The organism is Acinetobacter pittii (assembly GCF_034067285.1).
GTDB classification, from domain to species: Bacteria; Pseudomonadota; Gammaproteobacteria; order Pseudomonadales; family Moraxellaceae; genus Acinetobacter; species Acinetobacter pittii_E.
This window is the reverse complement of the sequence record NZ_CP139286.1, coordinates 1,611,184-1,631,265: the sequence shown is the minus strand read 5'-3', so window position 1 is coordinate 1,631,265 and position 20,082 is coordinate 1,611,184. Positions and strand designations below refer to the sequence as shown.

19 protein-coding genes are annotated in these 20,082 nt (G+C 38.3%); 9 read left to right on the top strand and 10 right to left on the bottom strand.

Features of this window, described 5'->3' with window-relative positions; all coding sequences use genetic code 11:
- Positions 1 to 78: 78 nt before the first annotated feature.
- From yhgD to yjlD, 4 genes are all read left to right on the top strand, one after another.
- Entirely contained in the window at positions 79 to 648 is a 570-nt protein-coding gene (gene yhgD / locus SOI81_RS07700) for a TetR/AcrR family transcriptional regulator (protein ID WP_320541500.1), read from the top strand.
- Between the two features lie 141 nt (positions 649 to 789).
- Complete coding sequence (locus tag SOI81_RS07695) at positions 790 to 1,809, top strand: MBL fold metallo-hydrolase (RefSeq protein WP_320541499.1); 1,020 nt, start codon at positions 790 to 792, stop codon at positions 1,807 to 1,809.
- Between the two features lie 198 nt (positions 1,810 to 2,007).
- Positions 2,008 to 2,556, top strand: a complete 549-nt coding sequence (locus SOI81_RS07690; protein WP_320541498.1) for an Rrf2 family transcriptional regulator — start codon at positions 2,008 to 2,010, stop codon at positions 2,554 to 2,556.
- A 159-nt stretch (positions 2,557 to 2,715) separates the two neighbouring features.
- Positions 2,716 to 3,921, top strand: a complete 1,206-nt coding sequence (yjlD, locus tag SOI81_RS07685; RefSeq protein ID WP_320541497.1) for an NAD(P)/FAD-dependent oxidoreductase — start codon at positions 2,716 to 2,718, stop codon at positions 3,919 to 3,921.
- 93 nt (positions 3,922 to 4,014) lie between these two features.
- Here yjlD and SOI81_RS07680 read toward each other — a convergent pair whose 3' ends face one another.
- Positions 4,015 to 4,707 (bottom strand): type 1 glutamine amidotransferase domain-containing protein, encoded by a 693-nt coding sequence (locus SOI81_RS07680; protein ID WP_320150174.1) that lies wholly within the window; start codon positions 4,705 to 4,707, stop codon positions 4,015 to 4,017.
- Between the two features lie 195 nt (positions 4,708 to 4,902).
- Here SOI81_RS07680 and SOI81_RS07675 point away from each other — a divergent pair, with 195 nt between their 5' ends.
- Complete coding sequence (locus SOI81_RS07675) at positions 4,903 to 5,829, top strand: LysR family transcriptional regulator (protein ID WP_320541496.1); 927 nt, start codon at positions 4,903 to 4,905, stop codon at positions 5,827 to 5,829.
- An 82-nt stretch (positions 5,830 to 5,911) separates the two neighbouring features.
- Here SOI81_RS07675 and SOI81_RS07670 read toward each other — a convergent pair whose 3' ends face one another.
- From SOI81_RS07670 to SOI81_RS07655, 4 genes are all read right to left on the bottom strand, one after another.
- The gene (locus SOI81_RS07670; RefSeq protein WP_320541495.1) at positions 5,912 to 7,090 is read right to left on the bottom strand and encodes a Xaa-Pro peptidase family protein; all 1,179 of its coding nucleotides are present in this window, start codon (positions 7,088 to 7,090) and stop codon (positions 5,912 to 5,914) included.
- Between the two features lie 59 nt (positions 7,091 to 7,149).
- Positions 7,150 to 8,223, bottom strand: a complete 1,074-nt coding sequence (locus SOI81_RS07665) for a porin (RefSeq protein ID WP_320541494.1) — start codon at positions 8,221 to 8,223, stop codon at positions 7,150 to 7,152.
- 276 nt (positions 8,224 to 8,499) lie between these two features.
- A complete protein-coding gene (locus tag SOI81_RS07660; RefSeq protein ID WP_320541493.1) occupies positions 8,500 to 9,786 on the bottom strand; it encodes an MFS transporter in 1,287 nt (428 codons plus the stop codon).
- 151 nt (positions 9,787 to 9,937) lie between these two features.
- Positions 9,938 to 10,360, bottom strand: a complete 423-nt coding sequence (locus tag SOI81_RS07655) for a MarR family winged helix-turn-helix transcriptional regulator (protein ID WP_320541492.1) — start codon at positions 10,358 to 10,360, stop codon at positions 9,938 to 9,940.
- Positions 10,361 to 10,551: 191 nt separating this feature from the next.
- Here SOI81_RS07655 and SOI81_RS07650 point away from each other — a divergent pair, with 191 nt between their 5' ends.
- The 3 genes from SOI81_RS07650 (at position 10,552) to SOI81_RS07640 (ending at position 13,063) form a co-directional block, all read left to right on the top strand.
- Positions 10,552 to 11,562, top strand: a complete 1,011-nt coding sequence (locus tag SOI81_RS07650) for an alpha/beta hydrolase (RefSeq protein WP_320541491.1) — start codon at positions 10,552 to 10,554, stop codon at positions 11,560 to 11,562.
- A gap of 201 nt (positions 11,563 to 11,763) precedes the next feature.
- Complete coding sequence (locus SOI81_RS07645; RefSeq protein ID WP_004792109.1) at positions 11,764 to 12,180, top strand: MerR family transcriptional regulator; 417 nt, start codon at positions 11,764 to 11,766, stop codon at positions 12,178 to 12,180.
- Between the two features lie 76 nt (positions 12,181 to 12,256).
- Positions 12,257 to 13,063 carry a type 1 glutamine amidotransferase domain-containing protein gene (locus tag SOI81_RS07640; RefSeq protein WP_320541490.1) on the top strand — a complete coding sequence of 269 codons (807 nt, stop codon included), beginning with the start codon at positions 12,257 to 12,259 and terminating at the stop codon, positions 13,061 to 13,063.
- Positions 13,064 to 13,128: 65 nt separating this feature from the next.
- Here SOI81_RS07640 and SOI81_RS07635 read toward each other — a convergent pair whose 3' ends face one another.
- The 4 genes from SOI81_RS07635 to cpo all read right to left on the bottom strand — a co-directional run bounded on the left by SOI81_RS07635 (position 13,129) and on the right by cpo (position 17,219).
- The gene (locus SOI81_RS07635) at positions 13,129 to 13,704 is read right to left on the bottom strand and encodes a dihydrofolate reductase family protein (RefSeq protein WP_320541489.1); all 576 of its coding nucleotides are present in this window, start codon (positions 13,702 to 13,704) and stop codon (positions 13,129 to 13,131) included.
- 201 nt (positions 13,705 to 13,905) lie between these two features.
- Positions 13,906 to 14,973: a saccharopine dehydrogenase family protein gene (lysl, locus tag SOI81_RS07630; RefSeq protein WP_320541488.1), complete on the bottom strand. Its 1,068-nt coding sequence runs from the start codon at positions 14,971 to 14,973 to the stop codon at positions 13,906 to 13,908.
- A gap of 15 nt (positions 14,974 to 14,988) precedes the next feature.
- On the bottom strand, positions 14,989 to 16,227 hold the full coding sequence (locus tag SOI81_RS07625; protein WP_320541487.1) for an NADH:flavin oxidoreductase/NADH oxidase family protein: 1,239 nt from the start codon (positions 16,225 to 16,227) through the stop codon (positions 14,989 to 14,991).
- Positions 16,228 to 16,388: 161 nt separating this feature from the next.
- Positions 16,389 to 17,219 (bottom strand): alpha/beta fold hydrolase, encoded by an 831-nt coding sequence (gene cpo, locus SOI81_RS07620; protein WP_004792098.1) that lies wholly within the window; start codon positions 17,217 to 17,219, stop codon positions 16,389 to 16,391.
- Between the two features lie 330 nt (positions 17,220 to 17,549).
- Here cpo and SOI81_RS07615 point away from each other — a divergent pair, with 330 nt between their 5' ends.
- Positions 17,550 to 18,446, top strand: a complete 897-nt coding sequence (locus tag SOI81_RS07615; RefSeq protein ID WP_320541486.1) for an acetoacetate decarboxylase — start codon at positions 17,550 to 17,552, stop codon at positions 18,444 to 18,446.
- 54 nt (positions 18,447 to 18,500) lie between these two features.
- Here the strand turns inward: SOI81_RS07615 and SOI81_RS07610 are convergent, their stop codons facing one another.
- The gene (locus tag SOI81_RS07610; protein ID WP_320541485.1) at positions 18,501 to 20,075 is read right to left on the bottom strand and encodes an aldehyde dehydrogenase (NADP(+)); all 1,575 of its coding nucleotides are present in this window, start codon (positions 20,073 to 20,075) and stop codon (positions 18,501 to 18,503) included.
- Between the last annotated feature and the right edge of the window lie 7 nt (positions 20,076 to 20,082).

Here is a 20,082-nt window from a genome sequence, read left to right as displayed (position 1 = left end):
TTACCTTCACAAAATCTTTCTTGTGCTTTAACTATTTTTATGTATGATTGAGTAATCACTCAATTAATATGTTTGTATATGGCTCGTCCCCGTAGTGAAGATAAACGTAATGCAATTTTAAGCGCTGCTATTGAAATATTAGCTGAGCTTGGCGAGCGTGCGTCTACCTCAAAAATTGCTAAAGTTGCTGGCGTGGCAGAAGGAACTTTATTTACCTATTTTAGTAATAAAGAAGAACTGCTGAACCAGTTATACCTTTCACTAAAGGCCGAACTGCGTCAGGTCATGATGCTTGGTTACCCTGCCGATTCTGACTTACAAACACAAATGTCGCATATCTGGCAAAGCTATTTGGACTGGAGTTTAGAAGCTCCTCTGAAACGAAAAGTGATGGCGCAGCTTTCAACCTCAGAACAAATTACTGAGCAAAGCAAACAAATTGGCATGCAAACCTTTTGTGACCTCACCCAAAACATTCAAGAAAGAATTAACGATGGCAAATTAAGAGATTATCCACCGTTATTTATTGCTTCAATTTTAGGTGCGCTTGCAGAAGTTACACTTAATTTTATTGCCCAAGACCCTTCTCAAACCGAGCGTTATCGTAAATCTGGTTTTGAAGCGTTTTGGCATGCAGTTTCAATTTAGATAAAAAAATAAGGATGCACGGCGTCCTTATTTTTAAACCAATTAATGAGTGAGTAAATACTCATTTAAATAAATCAAAATAAGCACTTAGCCCAAGTTCTTATTTGCACATATAGGTTTGTTCCAATAAGGAAAAACAAGATGACTATTTCAAACACAACAGACTTACCTTATCCCTTAATGCCATCACAGCAGCACAATGGCAAATTTAGAAATACACGCCCGAACCAACACAAGCCTTCTTTTGGCAAAACGCTCCAGCTCATGTGGAAATTTCTATTTAACAAACCAAAAGACACTGTTCCAAACAGAGAAATTCCTGTTTTAAGTTTATCGAAAGAACAACTGTTGAGTGCAGCCGACCGCTCTCTATTTCGTTTGGGCCACTCAACCATCTTGTTAAAACTGCAAAATGAATTTTGGTTAACCGACCCAGTTTTTTCAGAGCGTGCATCACCTTTTCAATGGCTTGGACCAAAACGTTTCCACCAGCCACCGATTAACATTGCTGACTTACCACCTATTAAAGGCGTGATTTTATCGCATAACCACTACGACCACCTCGACTACCACGCAGTCATGCAACTTAACGATAAAGTTGAGCATTTCTTAACACCGCTTGGCGTGGGTGACACACTCATTAAATGGGGAATTCCAGCAGAAAAAGTTCAGCAACTCGACTGGTGGGACACCACACATGTAGATGGACTTGAACTGGTTGCTACCCCTGCCCATCATTTTTCAGGCCGTGGTATGGGCGATAGCAATGCAACACTTTGGGCCTCGTGGGTGATTATTGATAATGACTTACGTGTATTTTTTAGCGGTGACACAGGATATTTTGATGGGTTTAAAGAGATTGGACATCGCTATGGCCCCTTCGATCTCACCATGTTAGAAACAGGTGCTTATGACCCTGAATGGCCCGATGTTCATATGCAACCCGAGCAAACGCTGCAAGCACATATCGATTTAAAAGGACATTATTTGTTGCCTATACACAATGGTACTTTTGACTTGGCACTTCATGCTTGGGACGACCCGTTTGAACGTATCGTCGCTTTGGCTCAACAAAACGAGTTAGCGATTAGTACACCTCAAATGGGTGAACTCTTAAACTTAAACGAGCCAAATGTTGAAAATTATTGGTGGCGTTCGTAAGTTTTTTCAATATTTTTTAAATTATTTATAGCCCCTAATTTTACTTTAAAGGTATTTAAATTCAGATATATATCACCTATTTATACTCTCTACAATAATTCCAAATAAAACTAGGACTAACTTTGTCTTAGTTTTATTATTGACTTAAAACACAGACTGCTTTAGTCTGTGTTTGTAGTTGATCAATTATGAAATTAAATGGCTTATATCACTAGTAGCGTCGAGTATGCGATTCACTGTCTTCTTTTTCTTGTGAACAATGAAGATAAACCTTTGAGTAGTAAGGATCTTGCCGAATTACAAGGAGTTTCTCCAAGTTTTATGGCCAAGATTTTTCCTAAACTTGAAAAGGCTGGACTTGTTGTAGCACAAGAAGGTGTTCGCGGCGGATATTTACTGGCTCGCTCTGCGCACGAAATTAGTTTTTTAGATATCGTGAATGCAATTGAGGGTGAAAAACCGCTTTTTGAGTGTCAAGAAGTTCGTGGAAAATGTGCAGTCTTTCACAATGCCCCACCAGATTGGGCAACCAGTGGTGTGTGCGCAGTACATGCAGTCATGCTACAGGCTGAAAAAGCCATGCGAGACGCTTTAGGTGCTCATACACTTGGCGATATTGCAGACCGTTTTGGCCGTTATGCACCCGACGTATTTTTTAGTGATGTAAATGGTTGGATCAGTGAACGCATTGAAGGAAGAACAGCAAAAATGCGAAAAAGTAAAATATCACGGGATACGCCCGACTAATAAGCTGATAGGGCTCCACGCCCTAAAGTAAACTCCCCCTAATCCTTTTTAAACGCCTTCTCAGATTTTTTCGGACAATCAGAGAATGGATTCGCTCACCCTAAATTTTGTGATGAGCTGGAATGTGTTGTCCGAAAAATAGATCAAAAGGATAATCAAATGAGTAAACGTATTATTATTGCAGGTTCTGGCTTTGCTGGTTTATGGGCTGCACTTGCTGCACAACGGGCAATTTACTTAGCTTCGCAAGAACAAAACATTGAAGTAGTGCTGGTTTCCCCTAATCCAAATGTGGATATTCGTCCTCGTCTTTATGAAGCTGTACTTGAAAATATGTACCCTGATATTTCAGAAGTATTAAGCGTAGTTGATGTTAAATATGTAGCTGGCTGGGTAAATGAAATTGATGCTGCTGCCCAAAATCTTGTGATTACCACAACTCAGGGCGATAAACAGACTTTAAGCTATGACCGTTTTATTCTGGCAACTGGAAGCACCACATTTATGCCACCAATACCAGGTCTTACCGAGTATGGATTTAGCGTAAGCACATTAGAAAATGCCGAAAAACTAGACCAGCACCTTAAGAACTTAGCCAATAAACCTGCAAATGCAGCTCGTAATACTGTAGTTGTTGCTGGTGGCGGCCTGACTGGGCTTGAAACAGTGACTGAAATGCCTGAGCGTCTGCGTAATATTTTAGGTGAACCTGATATTCGTGTGGTTTTAGTCGATTCATCAGCAGAAATTGGTGCAGCCTTGGGTAACGAAGCTGCGGCTGTCATTCGTGAAGCTCTCGAGGAACTTGGTGTTGAAGGTAAAGCTGGGCTACGCGTTACTGCACTTGATGCTTCTGGTGTAACTCTTTCTAACGGCGAAAGAATTGAAGCAGAGACGGTTATTTGGACTGCGGGCATGCGAGCGAACTCGCTTACTTCTCAAATTGCAGGTGAAAAAGATAATTTAGGCCGTATTTTAGGTGATGCTTATTTACATGCACCTGAGGCAAAAAATATTTTTGTGACGGGTGATACGGTAAAAGTTCCAACCGACGATTTAGGTAATTTTAACGTGATGTCATGTCAGCATGCGATGAGCCTAGGCCGTGTAGCTGGTTACAATGCTGCCGCAGAATTGGTTGATTTACCATTACATGCCTATAGCCAACCAAAGTATGTGACTTGTGTTGACTTAGGCCCATGGGGCGCACTTTATACTGAAGGATGGGAGCGAAAAGTTCAGTTTGTACGTGAAGAGGCGAAAAAAATTAAACAAGAAATTAATACGGTCTGGATTTATCCGCCAGTTGCAGATCGTGAAGCAATTTTTGCAATCGCAAACCCTGATTTTGTGATTGTCCCTTAATATTAGCTTTTCTAGGATAAACTATTATTTAGATACCCTAAAAGCAAAGCCGTCGCTGGTTTTGCTTTTAGGGTTTATTTTTGAGACATTAAGTTATGACTTTTCTAACTCTTCTATTATCGCTAAAGCCGTTTTTTTAGCAGAAAACGGGTTTTGTCCTGTAATTAAATTGCCATCTTGAACTACATGCGGTGCAAATGGAATAAAGGCCTTATCATAATGTGCACCATATTCTTTAGCTAACTCTTCAGCATTGTATGGGACCTTTTTCGCGACCCCAGCCAAAACCTCTTCACTCCATGCAAAGCCAGTTAACTTTTTGTCTTTTATCAGTCGTTCGCCATTTGAAAGTCGTACATTGAGCAAGCCGCAATAACCATGACAAACACTGGAAACAATACCACCCTTTTCATAAATATTTTTGGTGATTTCTTGCAGTTCAGGATTATCTAAAAAATCCCACATGACACCGTGACCACCTGTGTAATAGATCACGTCATAATCTTGCCAATTGATATCGGAAGGTTTAAAAGTGTTTGCCAATAAAGTCATAAAAGCTTGATCATCTTCCCTCGCTTTTACAGACTTGTCAGAAACCAAAGCTCCTAATGATTTTGGTTCAATCGGAGTTTTTCCGCCATTGGGACTAACAATATCTTGTATATAACCTTGCTTTTCAAATTCATCATAGGCATGAGTGAGCTCACCTAGCCACAGCCCTGTTGGTTCATCGATATCTTTATAGCGTGAAACATTGGTCACGACGTGTAGTATACGTTTAGACATTTCATCACCTCATTTTTCATATTTATAATTTTATCTTTCATCTATCAAAACATAGAAAGCTGTTACTGAAAGTGTGTGCTTGGTAAAGTTATGAACCTTGCTTTAATTTTCTCCACCACAAAGAAATCAGGTAAAATACTCAACTAAGTCAAGAACTGACTTCCAATCAAATTGGGATTATGGATATAAAATATTATGGAAGATTTAGATTCATTTTTCAGCTCAAGGATCAAGTTCAAAAACTTAAAGATTTTATCTTTATTAGGCCAACATAAATCACTGACTAAAGTAGCTCAACTCATGCATATGACTACTTCAGCCGTATCTAAATCCTTGGCAGAAATTGAAACTAATTATGGTGCACAACTATTCAGAAGAGAAGTTGGTCAACTAGTCCCTTTACCAGAGTGTCTTATCTTAATTGATTCGTATCTAAAGATTGAGGCTCAGTTACGTGAAGGGCATGATAGGATTGCACTATTAAGAGGTGTTAAAGCCAGCAGAATATCTATTGGTGTTCATGCTCCATCTTTAGAAAATGCTCTAGCTAATGCAATTATTCGATTTAAAAAGATTTCTCCTGAAACTGAAATCTGTATTAAGGCAGGCGATAAAAATTCACTTCTATCAAGTTTACGTGCAGGTGAACTAGATTTAGTTATGTGCCGAGCTGAAGTAGATGATTTAAATAATGATTTACGAGCGATTTTACTACATGAACATCAATTGCTCTTTATTGCAAATAACAACTTAAATATTCCCGACTCGAACAAGGATCTAAAAAGCCTTTTACAATATCCGTGGTGTCTCACATCTCCAACTTGTCCAGTACGCCAATGTTTTGATGCAAATTTAGTGGCTAATGGATTGAAACAGCCTAATAATATAATTGAAGTTGATAATCCAATTAATTTAATAGGTATTATTATGCAAAATTATGAATGTATTACTGTCGCTTCAAGTAATATAGCTAGAAAATTACAAAGACAAAATAAAGTTAAAATAATTAATCGTGAGTTAAGTTTTAATATAAAACCGCAAATAATTATATGGAATAGCAAAGTACCTTTAAATACAAACGTTAGAAAATTACGTGATTTTATATGTTATGAGGCTCATTAATTTTTAATTTATTTCCAAAATTAATACTCATAGACAATATGAGTATTAATTTTTGTGCATACTAGTAAATACTAATTTTATACTATATAGCCTGAGCTTCATGTAAAGGAATGGTCAACGCATCCATATCTATAGGGCCATCAGTCAACATAACTGAATTTTTTTCTCCAATTAAAACTGTATCGGAATGTCTAAACCCTCCAACTCCTTCAATATAAAGTCCAGGCTCAATAGTCAAACACATTCCTTTTTCAAGGGGACGGTCATAACCTTCAGCAAAGAAAGGGGCTTCATGTGCAGTTACGCCCATTCCATGTCCAGTTCTGTGAAGTAGATAATCTCCCATTCCCTGTTTACGGAAAAAATTATTAACTTTTTGATCAACTTCACTCATTAAAACTCCGGGCTTAGCCATTTCAAAGGCAATTCTTCGCCCTTCTAACATGATTTCAAAAGGTTTCTTTGCTTTCTCTGGAACTTTGCCAAGGAAAAAAGTTCTTTCAACCTCAGCCCCATAACCATTCATTACCGCATTGATGATAGATACGTGTGGCCCTCCTTCTTCCATAACCATATCTATATTTGTAAAGTTGTGTGGATCATGAGATACGCTCGGTGGTTGAAAAATAGCTGTAACACGGGTAGCAAGCGGATTCAAACTCTTATTATCCTTTGCAAGTTTATTCATGATGAACCCTCTTACTTTGGTCGCCATTTCGGTTAAAGACATACCTGGATAAGCAGATTTTAAGAGCAAATCATGGGCTTTGGTGGCCAGTTCACAAGAATAAATTAAGCGACCTATTTCATATTCAGATTTAATCATACGAATATCATCAATAATATCACTGCGAATACGCTCTCCAGGAGTTTCACTATATATCTGTAACGGACAAATTGACTCAACTCCCACACGTTCATTTTCAGAAAATAGTTCTTTAAATCGATCACTCCAAGCTTGGCCCTGAGGTGCAGGAAATTCGAAATATGAAATAAGTTCAATTTTTCCTACTACACGTGTCTTTACATGTGGAATTTCTAATTGAGGTACGATGAATTGAGGTATTCCTTTACTTGGTATGACTAAAACAAAAGGACGTTCATGTACAGCATTTGCAAAATTTGTTAGATAAAAAATATTATCTGGACAAAAAGCCACATAGTGATCTAATCCTTCCTCTACCATACGAGCCTGCACCCGTTTTATACGTTGCTCAATTTCATTTTCTGTTGGTGAATAGCAAATTGGTTCCATATTCATCTTGGTTCTCCTATGTAGATTTAAATGAATAGATTGAAATTAATTAGATCGCTTTATTTCTAGAATATAAATTTAAGTCCAATACCATAACTAGAAGGATTATCTCCTTGGCCTTCAATAGGAATATTATTCATTGTGTATTTAGCCTTACTGTTATTATCTATATACTCAGCTCTTACATAAGCATCTAGGTACTTATTAATATGATAATTAGCACCGACTGCATAAATCATGGCTGATAGATCTTGTTTATTAACTTGTCTATGATATAAAGCCGCTTTTAGATTATATTTTGGCTGTTCAAAATTTATCATTGTGCCGTAAATCTGAGCAGAAACAGCATCGGGACTATTAGGTTTAAGGTAATTCGCAGTACCAGTAATAAAGAGGTTTTTATTTAATCTTTTTAGTGCAAATAAACGATAATCTTTTGTTTTAATTTCATCATAAATGACACCGTTATAATTAACAGAATAATTACTAACTAATTCATTATATGAAGCACTTATACGATTAACACCGTCATCATAAACAGCCATGGCTCCATAGTTTTTAGCATCTAGAACTTTTGAAGCATCTCCTACCATCTGGTTTGGCGTATAAAGAAAACTCAGTGTAGTATTATTGAACTTTGGAGTGGTATAGGTAATTGCTCGACTAGATCTAAAATCAAATGTAGGTGCGCCAGTTCCTAAATCATATGCTTGATAACTCAGTGTAGCTGGAGCAAATGATGATGCAAATAATTCCTCATATACCCCAGAAACATTTAACATTTGGCGCCCATATAATACTGTGCCATATTTTTTTGAGCTAACACCAATATATTCCCCACGCGCAAAAGTTTCATCTCGAACAAAATCCATTTTATGTAAATCAATCCAAGATTCAGCATTCCCAATAATAGAAAGATCATCATTTAAATTAAGATTAAGTTTGAGTCCTAGTCGACTTGCATAATCCATCCCACTTTGAAATTCATGTGAACTCACAGCCCCAGAGTGGGAATAATTTAAACCATAGTCAAAAACACCATAGATTTTAAAAGGTGAGTTTGTATCCCCTACTTGAATATCAGCAAATGATTTAATTGGTAAAATACATGCACTTGATATCAATACATATTTCAACATTGTTCGGTACTCCATGACCTTTGTTATTTATTTCCTCCATTTAAATTACATAAAATTTTTGCATTAGAATATTGATAATTTCTCCATTGCAGTTGAGTATTTTTCTATTGATTCTATAATTTTTTTAATCTCAATTTTATAAAAGATATAACCTAAATTTCTGACTTAAAAAATAAAAAACCTACTATTTAAAAGTAGGTTTTTTATTTAATATTTATATAGCTTATCTAATAACGTCTATTTATAGATATTAAAGTGAAAAATATTAATTTACTATTAGCTTACAGGTTGTGATTTCATAACAGGTTTCTCTTTATTTTTATAAATTAGAAGAACCACAATAGAAACCGTTGCAGCACATAATAAATAAACAGCAGGTGCCTGTAAAATTCCCTTACTAAGTGCATAGGTAGTTACAATTGGAGATACAGCACCAAAAAGTGTTACACCAATATTATAGCCCAAGCCAATACCTAAAGCTCTTTGTCGAGTTGGGAACTGCTCTGTAATAAATGGAAAGTATGCTCCTATTGTCGTACCTAGCCCTAGCGAGCAGACTATTTGAAATAAGAATAAACGAGGTGCCGTAGGAGAAATCAATAAATATTCATAGAGAGGAATACCTATACAGGTTGTAATTAATGTACCTGTTAATAAGACTTTAATAATTTTTCCAGATTTGTCTGCCCAGTAGCCACCAATAAATGCTCCTAAAATAATAACAAGAGCTGACAACATAGAGCTAGCCGAACCTATAATTGGTTCAATACTCATTGCTTGCTTTGCAAACGATGGCATAAAGATGATGACAAGATAAACAATTGCAGATCCAAAACCTGAAAGAGAGGCAACGAGTATGATACGTTGGATAAATTGTCCACGACTTAACTTAGTTTGAAAATTTTGTTTTTTTGAAGCATGTATTAATTCATGACTTTCCTCCATATGCCGACGAAGATATAGGCCCACTGGAATAATAATCAAGCCGATAAGGAAACCAATTCTCCATCCCCAATCTAAAGTGGCCTGTAGCCCCAATACACCATAAATAAGTAATGCAATACCTGAACCTGTAGCAAGAGCAAGATAGGTGGAAGAATTAAATAGTGCACTATAATATCCACGGCGGTTCTTTGGACAACTTTCCATGACTAAAGATACAGCTGCACCAAACTCTCCTGATGCTGCAAGTCCTGCGACTAATCGTCCTAGAACAACTATTGCTGTTCCCCAATATCCTGCTTGTTGAAATGAAGGTGCACAAGCAATAAGTAAAGTACCTGCTCCCATTAACATAACAGTCAAAACCATTGCTGACTTGCGTCCTTTTTTATCAGCATAGTTTCCAATTAAATAAGCCCCAATAGGCCTGACTAAGAAGCCAACTGCAAAAGTAGTAATAGCAGCGAGGGTAGAAAGTATTTCATTTTCTGCGGGGAAAAAGTTATGTGCAATAGCAAGTGCAAAATATCCATATAATGTAAAATCAAGCCATTCAAGAAAATTACCCGCTGATAATCCTAGAAATGAACGTTTACTAATAGACTTGTTCTCATTTAGCATTTTGGCCTCTCCTGACCTAACATCTATTTGTTAAATCAAAACTACACAAAATGCTTTATCTGGAATATTGATATAATTTCCATCGCGATTGAGTTTTTTTCTCAAATCGAATTTTACTGCTGAGAATTACACTTTTTTCTATATTAGAAACTTACAGATCATCCAATAACTTCAAAGAAAGCTTTCTAAGCATAGTCAGCTCCTCATCATTCATATGCATTGAACATCGCAACTGATTCGGTAGATCAATAACTTTTTCTTTTATCTCTAAAGCTTTTTCCGTCAATATAACTTTTTTCACACGCTCATCTTCTTTGATCGACACCCTCTTTAAAAAATCTTTTGATTCAAGTTTTTGGACCAATGGCGTTAAGGTGCCCGAGTCAAATAAAGTCTTTTCACCCAATTCTTTAAGGGAAATGTCATCCTCTTCATATAAAGCTAAAAGAATAATGAATTGGGGGTAAGTTAAATCGAAATTTTTAAGTAATGGTCGATACTGCCGTGTAAGAGCATTAGCAACTGAATAGAGTGAAAAACAGAGTTGACCCTCTAATATATTGTTTTCTTTCATCTTTAAACCAAAATTCAAAATTATCTAAAAATAATTATAAATAATTCTTGACCATAAGTATCTTGCGTGCAAGTATTATATACACAAGATACTTGTTGAACTGAGCTTTCGATAGAACCAGCTTCATATTGGACGCAAAGCATTGGCTCAAAGTTGTATTTAAAATTTCTAACTTAAAGTGAGTTTTCACCATGAAAATCGCAACAGCTTTATTAACATCTGCTCTTTTCACTACAGCTGTTTCAGCTGAAGCTATCAATACTCCTGCTCCTACTGCGGGTGTACAAGCATTCTTAAACGTGCTCAATTCGGGTAACGGCAAACCAATGGAATTGATGACTCCAACCGAAGCTCGTCAAGTTTTAATAGGTGCACAGAAAGGAGCAAAACTCCCACCAGCACAAGTTTCAGAAAAAACAATTCAAATAAATGGACAAAACATTCAGCTAAAAATCGTTAAACCGGAAAATGCTAAAGGTGTTCTTCCTGTATTTATGTTCTTCCATGGCGGCGGTTGGGTGTTAGGCGACTTTGCTACTCATGAACGTTTAATTCGTGATTTAGTTCGAGAGTCTGGTGCAGCGGCTGTATACGTTAACTATACTCCTTCCCCAGAAGCTCACTTTCCTGTAGCAATTAATCAATCATATGAAGCAACCAAATGGGTAGCTAAGCATGGTAAAGAAATTGGTGTTGATGGCAGTCGTCTAGCTTTAGTAGGTAATAGTGTTGGAGGCAACATGGTTGCTGCTGTTGCTCTTCAGATTAAACAATCGGGTGGTCCAAAAATTCGTTACAATGTAATGTTATGGCCTGTTACTAACGCTGGTTTCGACAATGCTTCTTACAATCAATATGAGAAAGGATATTTCTTAACTAAGAACATGATGAAATGGTTCTGGGATAACTACACAACTAATGCTAATGATCGCAATAATATTTTGGCATCACCACTTCGCGCTACAAGTGAACAGCTAAAAGATTTCCCACCCACATTAATTCAAACAGCTGAATTAGATGTATTGCGCGATGAAGGCGAGGCATTTGGCCGCAACTTAGATAAAGCGGGAGTCCCAGTGACTGTAACTCGTTATAACGGTTTGATTCATGACTATGGTCTTTTAAATCCATTAAGTAATGAACCCTCTGTTAAAACTGCTTTATCACAAGCTGGATCTGAACTTCAAAAGCATTTGAAATAATTCTTTATACAGCCTGCTTAACATATATTTTTTAAAGAAAGCATGATTACATGCTTTCTTTATATTTTTTATAGCCCAGAAAGGATTCTGACCAGTAATTCAATTTCCATTACTAAAGTATGTACCTGATAAAGTTATGAGCCTTGCTTTTACATGACTATAAGTCTAAAGTTAACTTGAATGTCGATAGAGTATGTGGCTATGAATATTAGCGAGTTATCTAAACTAAGCGGTTTAAGTACCCCTACAATTCGTTACTACGAGCAAATCAAACTCTTGCCTAAAGCCAAAAGAAAATCAAATGGCTACCGCGAATATACCGACAACGATTTAAAGCAACTTTCTTTAATTCAGCAAGCCCAGCAAGTTGGATTTTCTTTAGCAGAAATTAAAGCTTTTCTCCCTTCAAAAGTGAGTAGTTGGAACCATGACGCACTCATCCAAACACTTGAATCAAAAATTCAGGAAATTGAACTTTTAGAACAAAAACTAAAAGTGAGTAAGCAAAATTTACGAACCATGGTTGAAGCAATTAATAACAAACCAGATGAAATTACTTGCGAAGAAAATGCAGAACGACTCATGAACCTCTATTACGACAAAGCAAAAACACCGTAATTTTTTAAAGAACTATTGACCTTAAAGTACGCTTTAAACATACGATGGATCACAGGTGATAGATGAGGAACCTGTGATGTTTAAAGTTTGGGATTTTCAGCGTTGGTTAACCATTATTTTTGCTATTTTTTTGACTGCCAATGTTGCACATGCTGCAGAGTTAGATAAAACTCAAAGCCTTAGCAAAGCAAATGGAAAAATTTTAGTCGTGATGACCAATCACTCGGCTTACCCTTCACGTTCGGATAAAACAGGACTTTGGCTAACTGAACTCACTCATTTTTACGATGTCGCTTTGGCTGCTGGCTATGATATGGATTTTGTAAGTCCTTTAGGCGGTCAGGTTCCTCTAGATGAACGTAGCTTAAAGTCTATTTATTTAGACAAATCAGCACGAGATCATTTAGCTGACCCAGCGTTTATGCAGCGGTTAAAAACAACGTTAGCTCCGAGTGTGATTAATCCTTCGGAGTACAAAGCCATTTACTATACTGGTGGTCACGGCACCATGTGGGATTTCCCAACCAATAAAGCTTTGCAGAACATTAGTGAACAGATCTATCGCCAAGGTGGAATTGTTTCAGCAGTATGTCACGGCGTAGGTGGTCTATTACCTTTACAGGATGAAAATGGCAAACCTTTAATTGCAGATAGGACCGTTACGGGTTTCGCAAATATTGAAGAAACGCTGTCGGGTATTAAGTCTCAAGTTCCTTTTTCTCTACAAAATGGGCTCATTGAACGTGGAGCAAAATATAAACAAGCATTTGTTCCATTTACGTCGTATGTAGTTTCAGACGACAGAATTATTACAGGACAAAATCCGCAGTCGAGTAAAGAAATTGCCGAGGCAGTGGTTAAGCGTTTAAGTAGCATTCAATAAATCTAAAAAGACGAATTACAGCCCTATTCTGTAATTCGTCTTTTTCATATAAATACTATAAAAAATCAGCCAATCTTTTGATAGTGAAGGCCTATTGCACCTGAAGCAAACGTTTTATTTTCAATAAGTTTAAGATTAGTCTTTTCTTGAATACCTTGGAATAGTGGCAAGCCACTACCAATCAGCACAGGCGAAACCGTAATTTTGTATTCATCAATTAAACCAAGTTGCATCAGATAATGCGCAAAGCGAGGACTCCCCAGAATTACCATATCCTTGCCCTGCTTCTGTTTAAGTTTATTAATTTCTTCTTCGACATGGTCTTTCACAAGTCTGGAGTTATTCCATTCAACTGTATCTAAAGTAGTTGAAAAAACAATTTTTTCTGTCTTTTCAATCCATTTTGCATGATTTCGTTCGTGCTCTGAAGCTTCTGGGTTTGAAAGCATGGTTGGCCAGTAATTATGCATCATTTGGTAAGTTGCACGCCCCCATATCACAGTATCGGCAGTACTCAAAACTTCTTTGGCATGATTTGCTAAATCGGCGTCGTAAGCAATCCAACCTATGTCCATTGCCCCATTTGGACCTTCCACAAAACTATCTAGCGATGCATGTAGAAATAGTATGAGTTTTCTCACTATTCTCATTCCTTTGTTATGAAAAATATTTATCGCTTTTTAGTATATTCAATTTGAATTATTTCTTATGGAGTGTTTTGTTTGCTGTTTTTCTTTCATCTATATAAAGCTGTATTTACTTGAAATATTTAAAAATAACCCGAACATGAATGACTCCTTGTTCGGGACTATTTATAAACATGGTGTTTTAATAAAGGCTTTTTAATTAATGACCAGCGGACCAGAACCCGGCAGCTCGGTCACTAGCTTATAACCCATTAGTTTTGCAGGTGTATATGTACCGCCTTTAACGGTATTTTTGAGTAAATAATTCACCACAGTCAGAGAGCCATTTACGGTAAGGCTATATGCATTTTCTGTTTGGATACGGGCGGTTTTTATTTCCCCACGTGAGTTTCTCGCTTCACCCCACACATAGGTTGGTACTTTCGCACGGAGTTCCTCATTTGGCCCAACGACCGTTTTTTCAATACGTGACTTAATAAACTTCTGCACAGCTTTCAGTTTTAATACGGGGCGTACATAGTTCATCATTTTCGCGCCCACGATCATTTTGGGAAATGCGGGTACAAACACTTCAATGTTTGGAATACCTGTTGTATAGAACGCTGTAGATACGTCTCCCCATGGAACGCTCATAGCACTTTTTTTACCGTCCCCAAAATCAATGGTCCGAACATAATGTGCTAATGGAACTGTAGTAATTTTTCCGTTTTTACGAATTTTTCCGCCTTCGGCCATACCTTCTGTACTGGTTTTGGCAGTACCTGGTGAAAGTCCTGTTCTTGAGTCGAAACCAAGTGCTAAATGAGTCGCATCTGGCAGTGCTTCTTTGAGAGCGGCAGCGACACAATCTGTCGGAATCACATCGAAACCAACACCCGGACAAAGCACGATATCAGCTTTTTCGGCTTGGCTGTTAAGTGACTGCGCTAATTCAAATACCGCAATTTCACCAGTAATATCGAGATAGTGAGCACCTGCTTTTATACAAGCTTCCATCATAGGCTTCGAGGTCGCTGAAAATGGTCCTGCGCAGTGCATAACCAATTTAAAGCCTTGGAGTTGCTCACTTACTGCATCTACGTTATCAAGTCCAAAAGCTTTATAGTTGAGCCCCAACTCTTGAGCGAGTGTTTCAACCTTGGCTTTGTTACGACCAGCCAAAGTTGGTTTTAGACCTTGGCGTACAGCTTCACGAGCGATTAACTCACCCGTGTAGCCATTTGCTCCATAGATTATCCAATTTGAATCGTTAGGATTTGTCATAACACTACTCTTTTATTAAGAAGCAAATGAATAATCACGCATACCTTTTTTGTATTGGCGGGTACGGCATGACATCGCTGATTGTTGCAAAATTAAAGCCCAAGCTGGTGAAACATTTGGTTTTGTTTTTTTACCAGAACTTAAATTACGTAACTGGAATTTGACCACAGCCATATTCGCAAGTGAAGCAAGTGTTTTATTTTCCCATGTAATTGGTTTTAGCTCTGGTGTGACATTGTGGCCTTGTTTCCAAGCATTTGGCAAATTAGGCTCAATCGCTAAAGCCGTAGCAATACCGACCATATCTACACCACTTTCAATCACTTGCTCTGCTACCTGCTTACGGCGTATGCCACCTGTCACCATAACAGGCATTTTGGCAACTTTACGAATTTCTTGTGCAAATTCTAAAAAGTAAGCTTCACGAGCAAGTGTTCGGCCATCACGCGCTTGACCTTGCATCGCAGGTGCTTCATAGCTACCGCCTGAAAGCTCCACCAAATCGACTGCATGCTCATTTAACATTTTAACCACTTGTTGAGCGTCTTCAGCACTAAATCCACCACGTTGGAAATCGGCTGAATTTAGTTTTACCGCCACAGTAAATTCAGGTGAAACCACTTTACGAACTGCTTCTACAATCTCAATTAAAATGCGAGCGCGGTTTTCTAAAGAACCACCCCACTGATCTTGGCGTTTATTGCTGAGTGGAGAAAGAAACTGGCTTAATAAATAACCATGCGCTGCATGAATTTCTACACCAGTAAATCCTGCTTTTTCACCTAACCTCGCAGTGTTTGCAAAACGCTGAATCACCTCTGCAATCATAGATTCAGTCATTTCGATTGGTGTATTAAAACGGTCTGACATTTTTCCTAAATCTAAAGCAACAGCAGAAGGTGCCCATGTTTGTTGCCCTAAATTTGACTGCATTTGACGACCAGGATGGTTGATTTGAAGCCAAACCTGAGCGCCTTTTGAACGGCCAATTTGTGCCCATTTTTTAAAAGTACCTAGATGTTTTTCATCTTCCAGCACGACACCGCCCGGTCCAGTCATTGCGCGGCGATCTACCATTACATTTCCGGTAATGATTAAACCTACGCCACCATTTGCCCAAGCTTGATATAGACGCATTAATTCTTCTGATGGTGCGTGGTTTAAATCAGCCATGTTTTCTTCCATTGCCGCTTTAGCAATACGGTTAGGAACATATGAGCCATTTGGGAATACTAATTTTTCGAAAACTTTCATTGGAATGACCTCATTCAGTATGACTTTACTTTAAGATTAAAGCTAACTTTAATGTCAATACCTTTTAGTATTTCTATATTTAATATTTTGACTTTATTAATTTTTTATATAAAAAAAGAGGCACTCTTTAGGCCTCTTTTTTGAAGTTTAAACGCTTTTAATTATTCACGAATAAAAGCCAACAAGTCCGCATTAATTACTTCATGGTTAACAGTTAACATGCCATGAGAAAAACCTGGATAGATTTTGAGTTGGCTATTTTGAAGTAACTCAGCAGATTTCACGCCTGAAGTTTTATAAGGCACGATCTGATCATCGTCACCATGCAACACCAAAACAGGAACCGTGATTTTCTTTAAATCTTCAGTAAAGTCAGTTTGTGAGAATGCCACAATACCGTCGTAATGTGCTTTTGCACTACCCGTCATGCCCTGACGCCACCAGTTAGAAATGATGCCTTCAGATGGCTTCGCATCAGGTCGGTTAAAACCATAAAACGGACCAGATGGCAAATCACGGAAAAATTGCGCACGGTTTGTGAGAACTTGATTTTGCAGGTCATCAAAAACTTCTTTTGGTAAACCTTCAGGATTATTCTCAGTTTTAACCATAAGCGGTGGTACTGCACTAACAAGTACAGCTTTCGCAACATTTTCTTCACCATGACGCGCAATGTAGTGAGCTACTTCACCACCACCCGTTGAGTGACCAATATGAATTGCATTTTTAATGTTCAGATGTTTAACCACTTCTGCGACATCATCTGCATAGTGGTCCATATCATGACCATCCCACACTTGACTTGAACGCCCATGCCCACGTCTGTCATGAGCAACTACACGAAAACCTTCTTTAAGGAAAAAAAGCAATTGTGTGTCCCAATCATCTGAACTTAAAGGCCAACCATGATGAAAAAATAAAACTTGGGCATCGCGTGGTCCCCAGTCCTTATAAAAAATTTCTACACCGTCTTTTGTTGTTACATATCCCATCTTTGTTCTCCTGCTGAAAACTGTTTATAGATTCGTTATAAAAGTTTGAATATTTATACTAAGCTTGAAGTTAACTTTAAGGTCAATCATCTTAAATCATATTTTAAAAATAAAATTTATATGAAGACTCTACTCAACTTTGTATCTTTTTAATCTTGAATTGTTTTTATTTTATTTCTTTTAAATGTCAAAGATTTGACATATCAAAAATTAAAGCCTTGACCTTAAAGTTAGCTTTAATCTTATAGTGCCCACATTGGCTATTAATTAACATGTCTGGATATAGACAAAAGTAGCTACTCGGTCATTAAATATTAAAGGTGAACTCTCATGAATATAAAACAACAGTTTACTGAGGTTGAGTTTGGGCAACAAAAAGTTAAAGTACCCAAAGATGGTTATTATGACCGTTTTAGAATGAACCCTGATCTAAACGAAGTCGCTCAAGACCCTGCTGCGGGCAACATCGATTTTTTCCGCCATATTCCTAAAAAAATTGTAGAGTCACGTGTAGGTCCTGTCTGGGCACCCAACTTTTATTATCGCAGTGCAAATGTACAGCTTTTAATGCTTGCTCCAATTAAGCTCATTAAGGCAAAACTTCCTGCGGCTTTAACTCCATTACAACCATTTCCGGGTTATGGGTTGGTCGCTGTTACGTTCTTTACCTATTCAGTTTGTGATAATGACCCTTATAACGAAGGGTCGATTGCGATTGTTGTACGTCAACCTAACGCTCGCGGGCCACACATTGCTGAGTTGATGAAATCGATGCATCAACGTCATTTTTATGCGCATGTTTTAGCTTTGCCTGTAGATACAGAAATTGCTAGAGTCCGTGGTGTATATGGTTACCAACTTCCAAAATGGCTGACTAAAATTGACGTCAACATTAGTTCAAAAGAGGTTCAAGCTAAAATTTTCGATGTTAATGGAAAATTAGATTTAAGCTTGAAAACCTTAGTACCGAATTTAAAACATGTCGCTTCTGAAACACATATCAACAAAGCCACTATGTTACATGTTGTTGATGGGAAATGGCATCGAACAGAAGTTCAGTCCAATATTCTTTCTTTCGCTCAAAAACTTTTCCCAAAGAATGTTCAACTCGAGAAAAATGAAGGGCCTTTAACTACATTGCTAAATGAGCTAGGTGCCTCAAGAATTCTCCGCTTAGATGTTATTGAAGATGCTCAAGTCGTGCTTAATTTGCCTACTCCGCTATAGATTTATTTTTAGGATAAGAAAAGAGACCAACGAGTGGTCTCTTTTCTTATTTTATTAGATCGCTGCTTTGGTCATCTCACCATTGACCAGTCTTAAAATCTGCAATGGGTTGCTGTCTTTTAAGGCTTCCGGCAATAAACTTTGCGGATAGTTTTGGTAACAGACTGGGCGCAAATAACGGTCAATGGCTAAGGTTCCAACTGATGTACCTCTTGCATCAGAAGTCGCTGGGTATGGTCCGCCGTGTACCATGGCATCACATACTTCAACACCTGTTGGGTAGCCATTGATGAGTAATCGGCCTGCTTTTTCTTCTAGCACAGGAACCACATCTGCAAACTCGGTTAAGTCTGCTTCATCGGCAATTAAAGTTGCAGTCAGCTGTCCATTCATGCTTTGTAGGGCTTGAATGAGTTGGGCTTTATCTTCAACCTCAATGATGACAGTCGCTGGCCCAAAGATTTCTTCTTGTAAAAGCTGATCACCTGCCAATAACAGCTCCACATCAGCTTTAAACAGTTGTGGCTGTGCCTGATTGCCTTGCTGGGTTTGACCTGCCAAATGTTCAACACCTTGATGCTGGGTTAAATGCTCAAGACCCGCGGTATAGCTTTTTAAGGTTCCGGCATTCAGCATAGTCTGTGCAGGTTTGCCACCCATAATTTCAGTTAGGTTACGAATAAGCTGGCTAAACTCAGCTGATTTGATGCCCAAAATTAAACCCGGATTGGTACAGAACTGACCACAGCCTAAAACAACTGAGTCGGCCAAGTCCTGTGCAATTTTTTCACCACGGTTTTTCAAGGCTTCGGGTAACATCAGCATCGGGTTAATACTGCTCATTTCAGCAAACACAGGAATCGGTTGTGGACGGGCTGCAGCCATATCACATAAAGCTCGTCCACCGCGAAGAGAACCAGTAAAACCTACAGCCTGAATTAAAGGATGCTTCACTAAAGGTTCACCCACACCATTACCATAGATCATGTTAAATACGCCTTTAGGCATATTTGATTTTTCTACGGCACGTTCAATTGCCTGAGCCACAAAATCCGCTGTCGCCATGTGGCCACTATGCGCTTTCACCACTACAGAGCAGCCCGCAGCTAGTGCCGAAGCAGTGTCGCCACCCGCAGTTGAAAAAGCGAGTGGAAAGTTACTTGCCCCAAAGACTGCCACAGGGCCAACACCAATTTTAATCTGGCGCAAGTCTGGACGAGGTAAGGGCTGACGCTCAGGCAAAGCTGTATCAATACGAGCCCCTAAGAAGTCGCCGCGACGCAACACTTTAGCAAACAGACGCATTTGCCCACTGGTACGGCCACGTTCGCCTTGTAAACGTGCAAGTGGCAAAGCGGTTTCTTGCGAAATAGTCTCTAGAAAATCTGTACCTAAGGCATCGAGTTCATCGGCAATATTTTCTAAAAAGGCAGCACGCTGTTCAGGTGAAGTATGGCGGTAAGTTTTAAAGGCTTGGCTAGCTGCTTCACAGGCCTGATTAATTTCCTGTTCGGTTGCATGGTGAAACTCATAAGGCAAAGCCTCACCGGTTGTTGCATTCACACTTTTCAATAAAGTTGTACTTTGTGCGCTACGTGAACCGCCAATAAAGTTGTGTCCAATGACCATTTTAAAT

Bases quoted from the DNA above. Each gene is read 5' to 3' on its own strand.
- yhgD (WP_320541500.1), top strand. From the start codon at position 79: ATGGCTCGTCCCCGTAGTGAAGATAAACGTAATGCAATTTTAAGCGCT.
- SOI81_RS07695 (WP_320541499.1), top strand. From the start codon at position 790: ATGACTATTTCAAACACAACAGACTTACCTTATCCCTTAATGCCATCA.
- SOI81_RS07690 (WP_320541498.1), top strand. From the start codon at position 2,008: ATGGCTTATATCACTAGTAGCGTCGAGTATGCGATTCACTGTCTTCTT.
- yjlD (WP_320541497.1), top strand. From the start codon at position 2,716: ATGAGTAAACGTATTATTATTGCAGGTTCTGGCTTTGCTGGTTTATGG.
- SOI81_RS07680 (WP_320150174.1), bottom strand. From the start codon at position 4,707: ATGTCTAAACGTATACTACACGTCGTGACCAATGTTTCACGCTATAAA.
- SOI81_RS07675 (WP_320541496.1), top strand. From the start codon at position 4,903: ATGGAAGATTTAGATTCATTTTTCAGCTCAAGGATCAAGTTCAAAAAC.
- SOI81_RS07670 (WP_320541495.1), bottom strand. From the start codon at position 7,090: ATGAATATGGAACCAATTTGCTATTCACCAACAGAAAATGAAATTGAG.
- SOI81_RS07665 (WP_320541494.1), bottom strand. From the start codon at position 8,223: ATGTTGAAATATGTATTGATATCAAGTGCATGTATTTTACCAATTAAA.
- SOI81_RS07660 (WP_320541493.1), bottom strand. From the start codon at position 9,786: ATGCTAAATGAGAACAAGTCTATTAGTAAACGTTCATTTCTAGGATTA.
- SOI81_RS07655 (WP_320541492.1), bottom strand. From the start codon at position 10,360: ATGAAAGAAAACAATATATTAGAGGGTCAACTCTGTTTTTCACTCTAT.
- SOI81_RS07650 (WP_320541491.1), top strand. From the start codon at position 10,552: ATGAAAATCGCAACAGCTTTATTAACATCTGCTCTTTTCACTACAGCT.
- SOI81_RS07645 (WP_004792109.1), top strand. From the start codon at position 11,764: ATGAATATTAGCGAGTTATCTAAACTAAGCGGTTTAAGTACCCCTACA.
- SOI81_RS07640 (WP_320541490.1), top strand. From the start codon at position 12,257: ATGTTTAAAGTTTGGGATTTTCAGCGTTGGTTAACCATTATTTTTGCT.
- lysl (WP_320541488.1), bottom strand. From the start codon at position 14,973: ATGACAAATCCTAACGATTCAAATTGGATAATCTATGGAGCAAATGGC.
- SOI81_RS07625 (WP_320541487.1), bottom strand. From the start codon at position 16,227: ATGAAAGTTTTCGAAAAATTAGTATTCCCAAATGGCTCATATGTTCCT.
- cpo (WP_004792098.1), bottom strand. From the start codon at position 17,219: ATGGGATATGTAACAACAAAAGACGGTGTAGAAATTTTTTATAAGGAC.
- SOI81_RS07615 (WP_320541486.1), top strand. From the start codon at position 17,550: ATGAATATAAAACAACAGTTTACTGAGGTTGAGTTTGGGCAACAAAAA.
- SOI81_RS07610 (WP_320541485.1), bottom strand. From the start codon at position 20,075: ATGGTCATTGGACACAACTTTATTGGCGGTTCACGTAGCGCACAAAGT.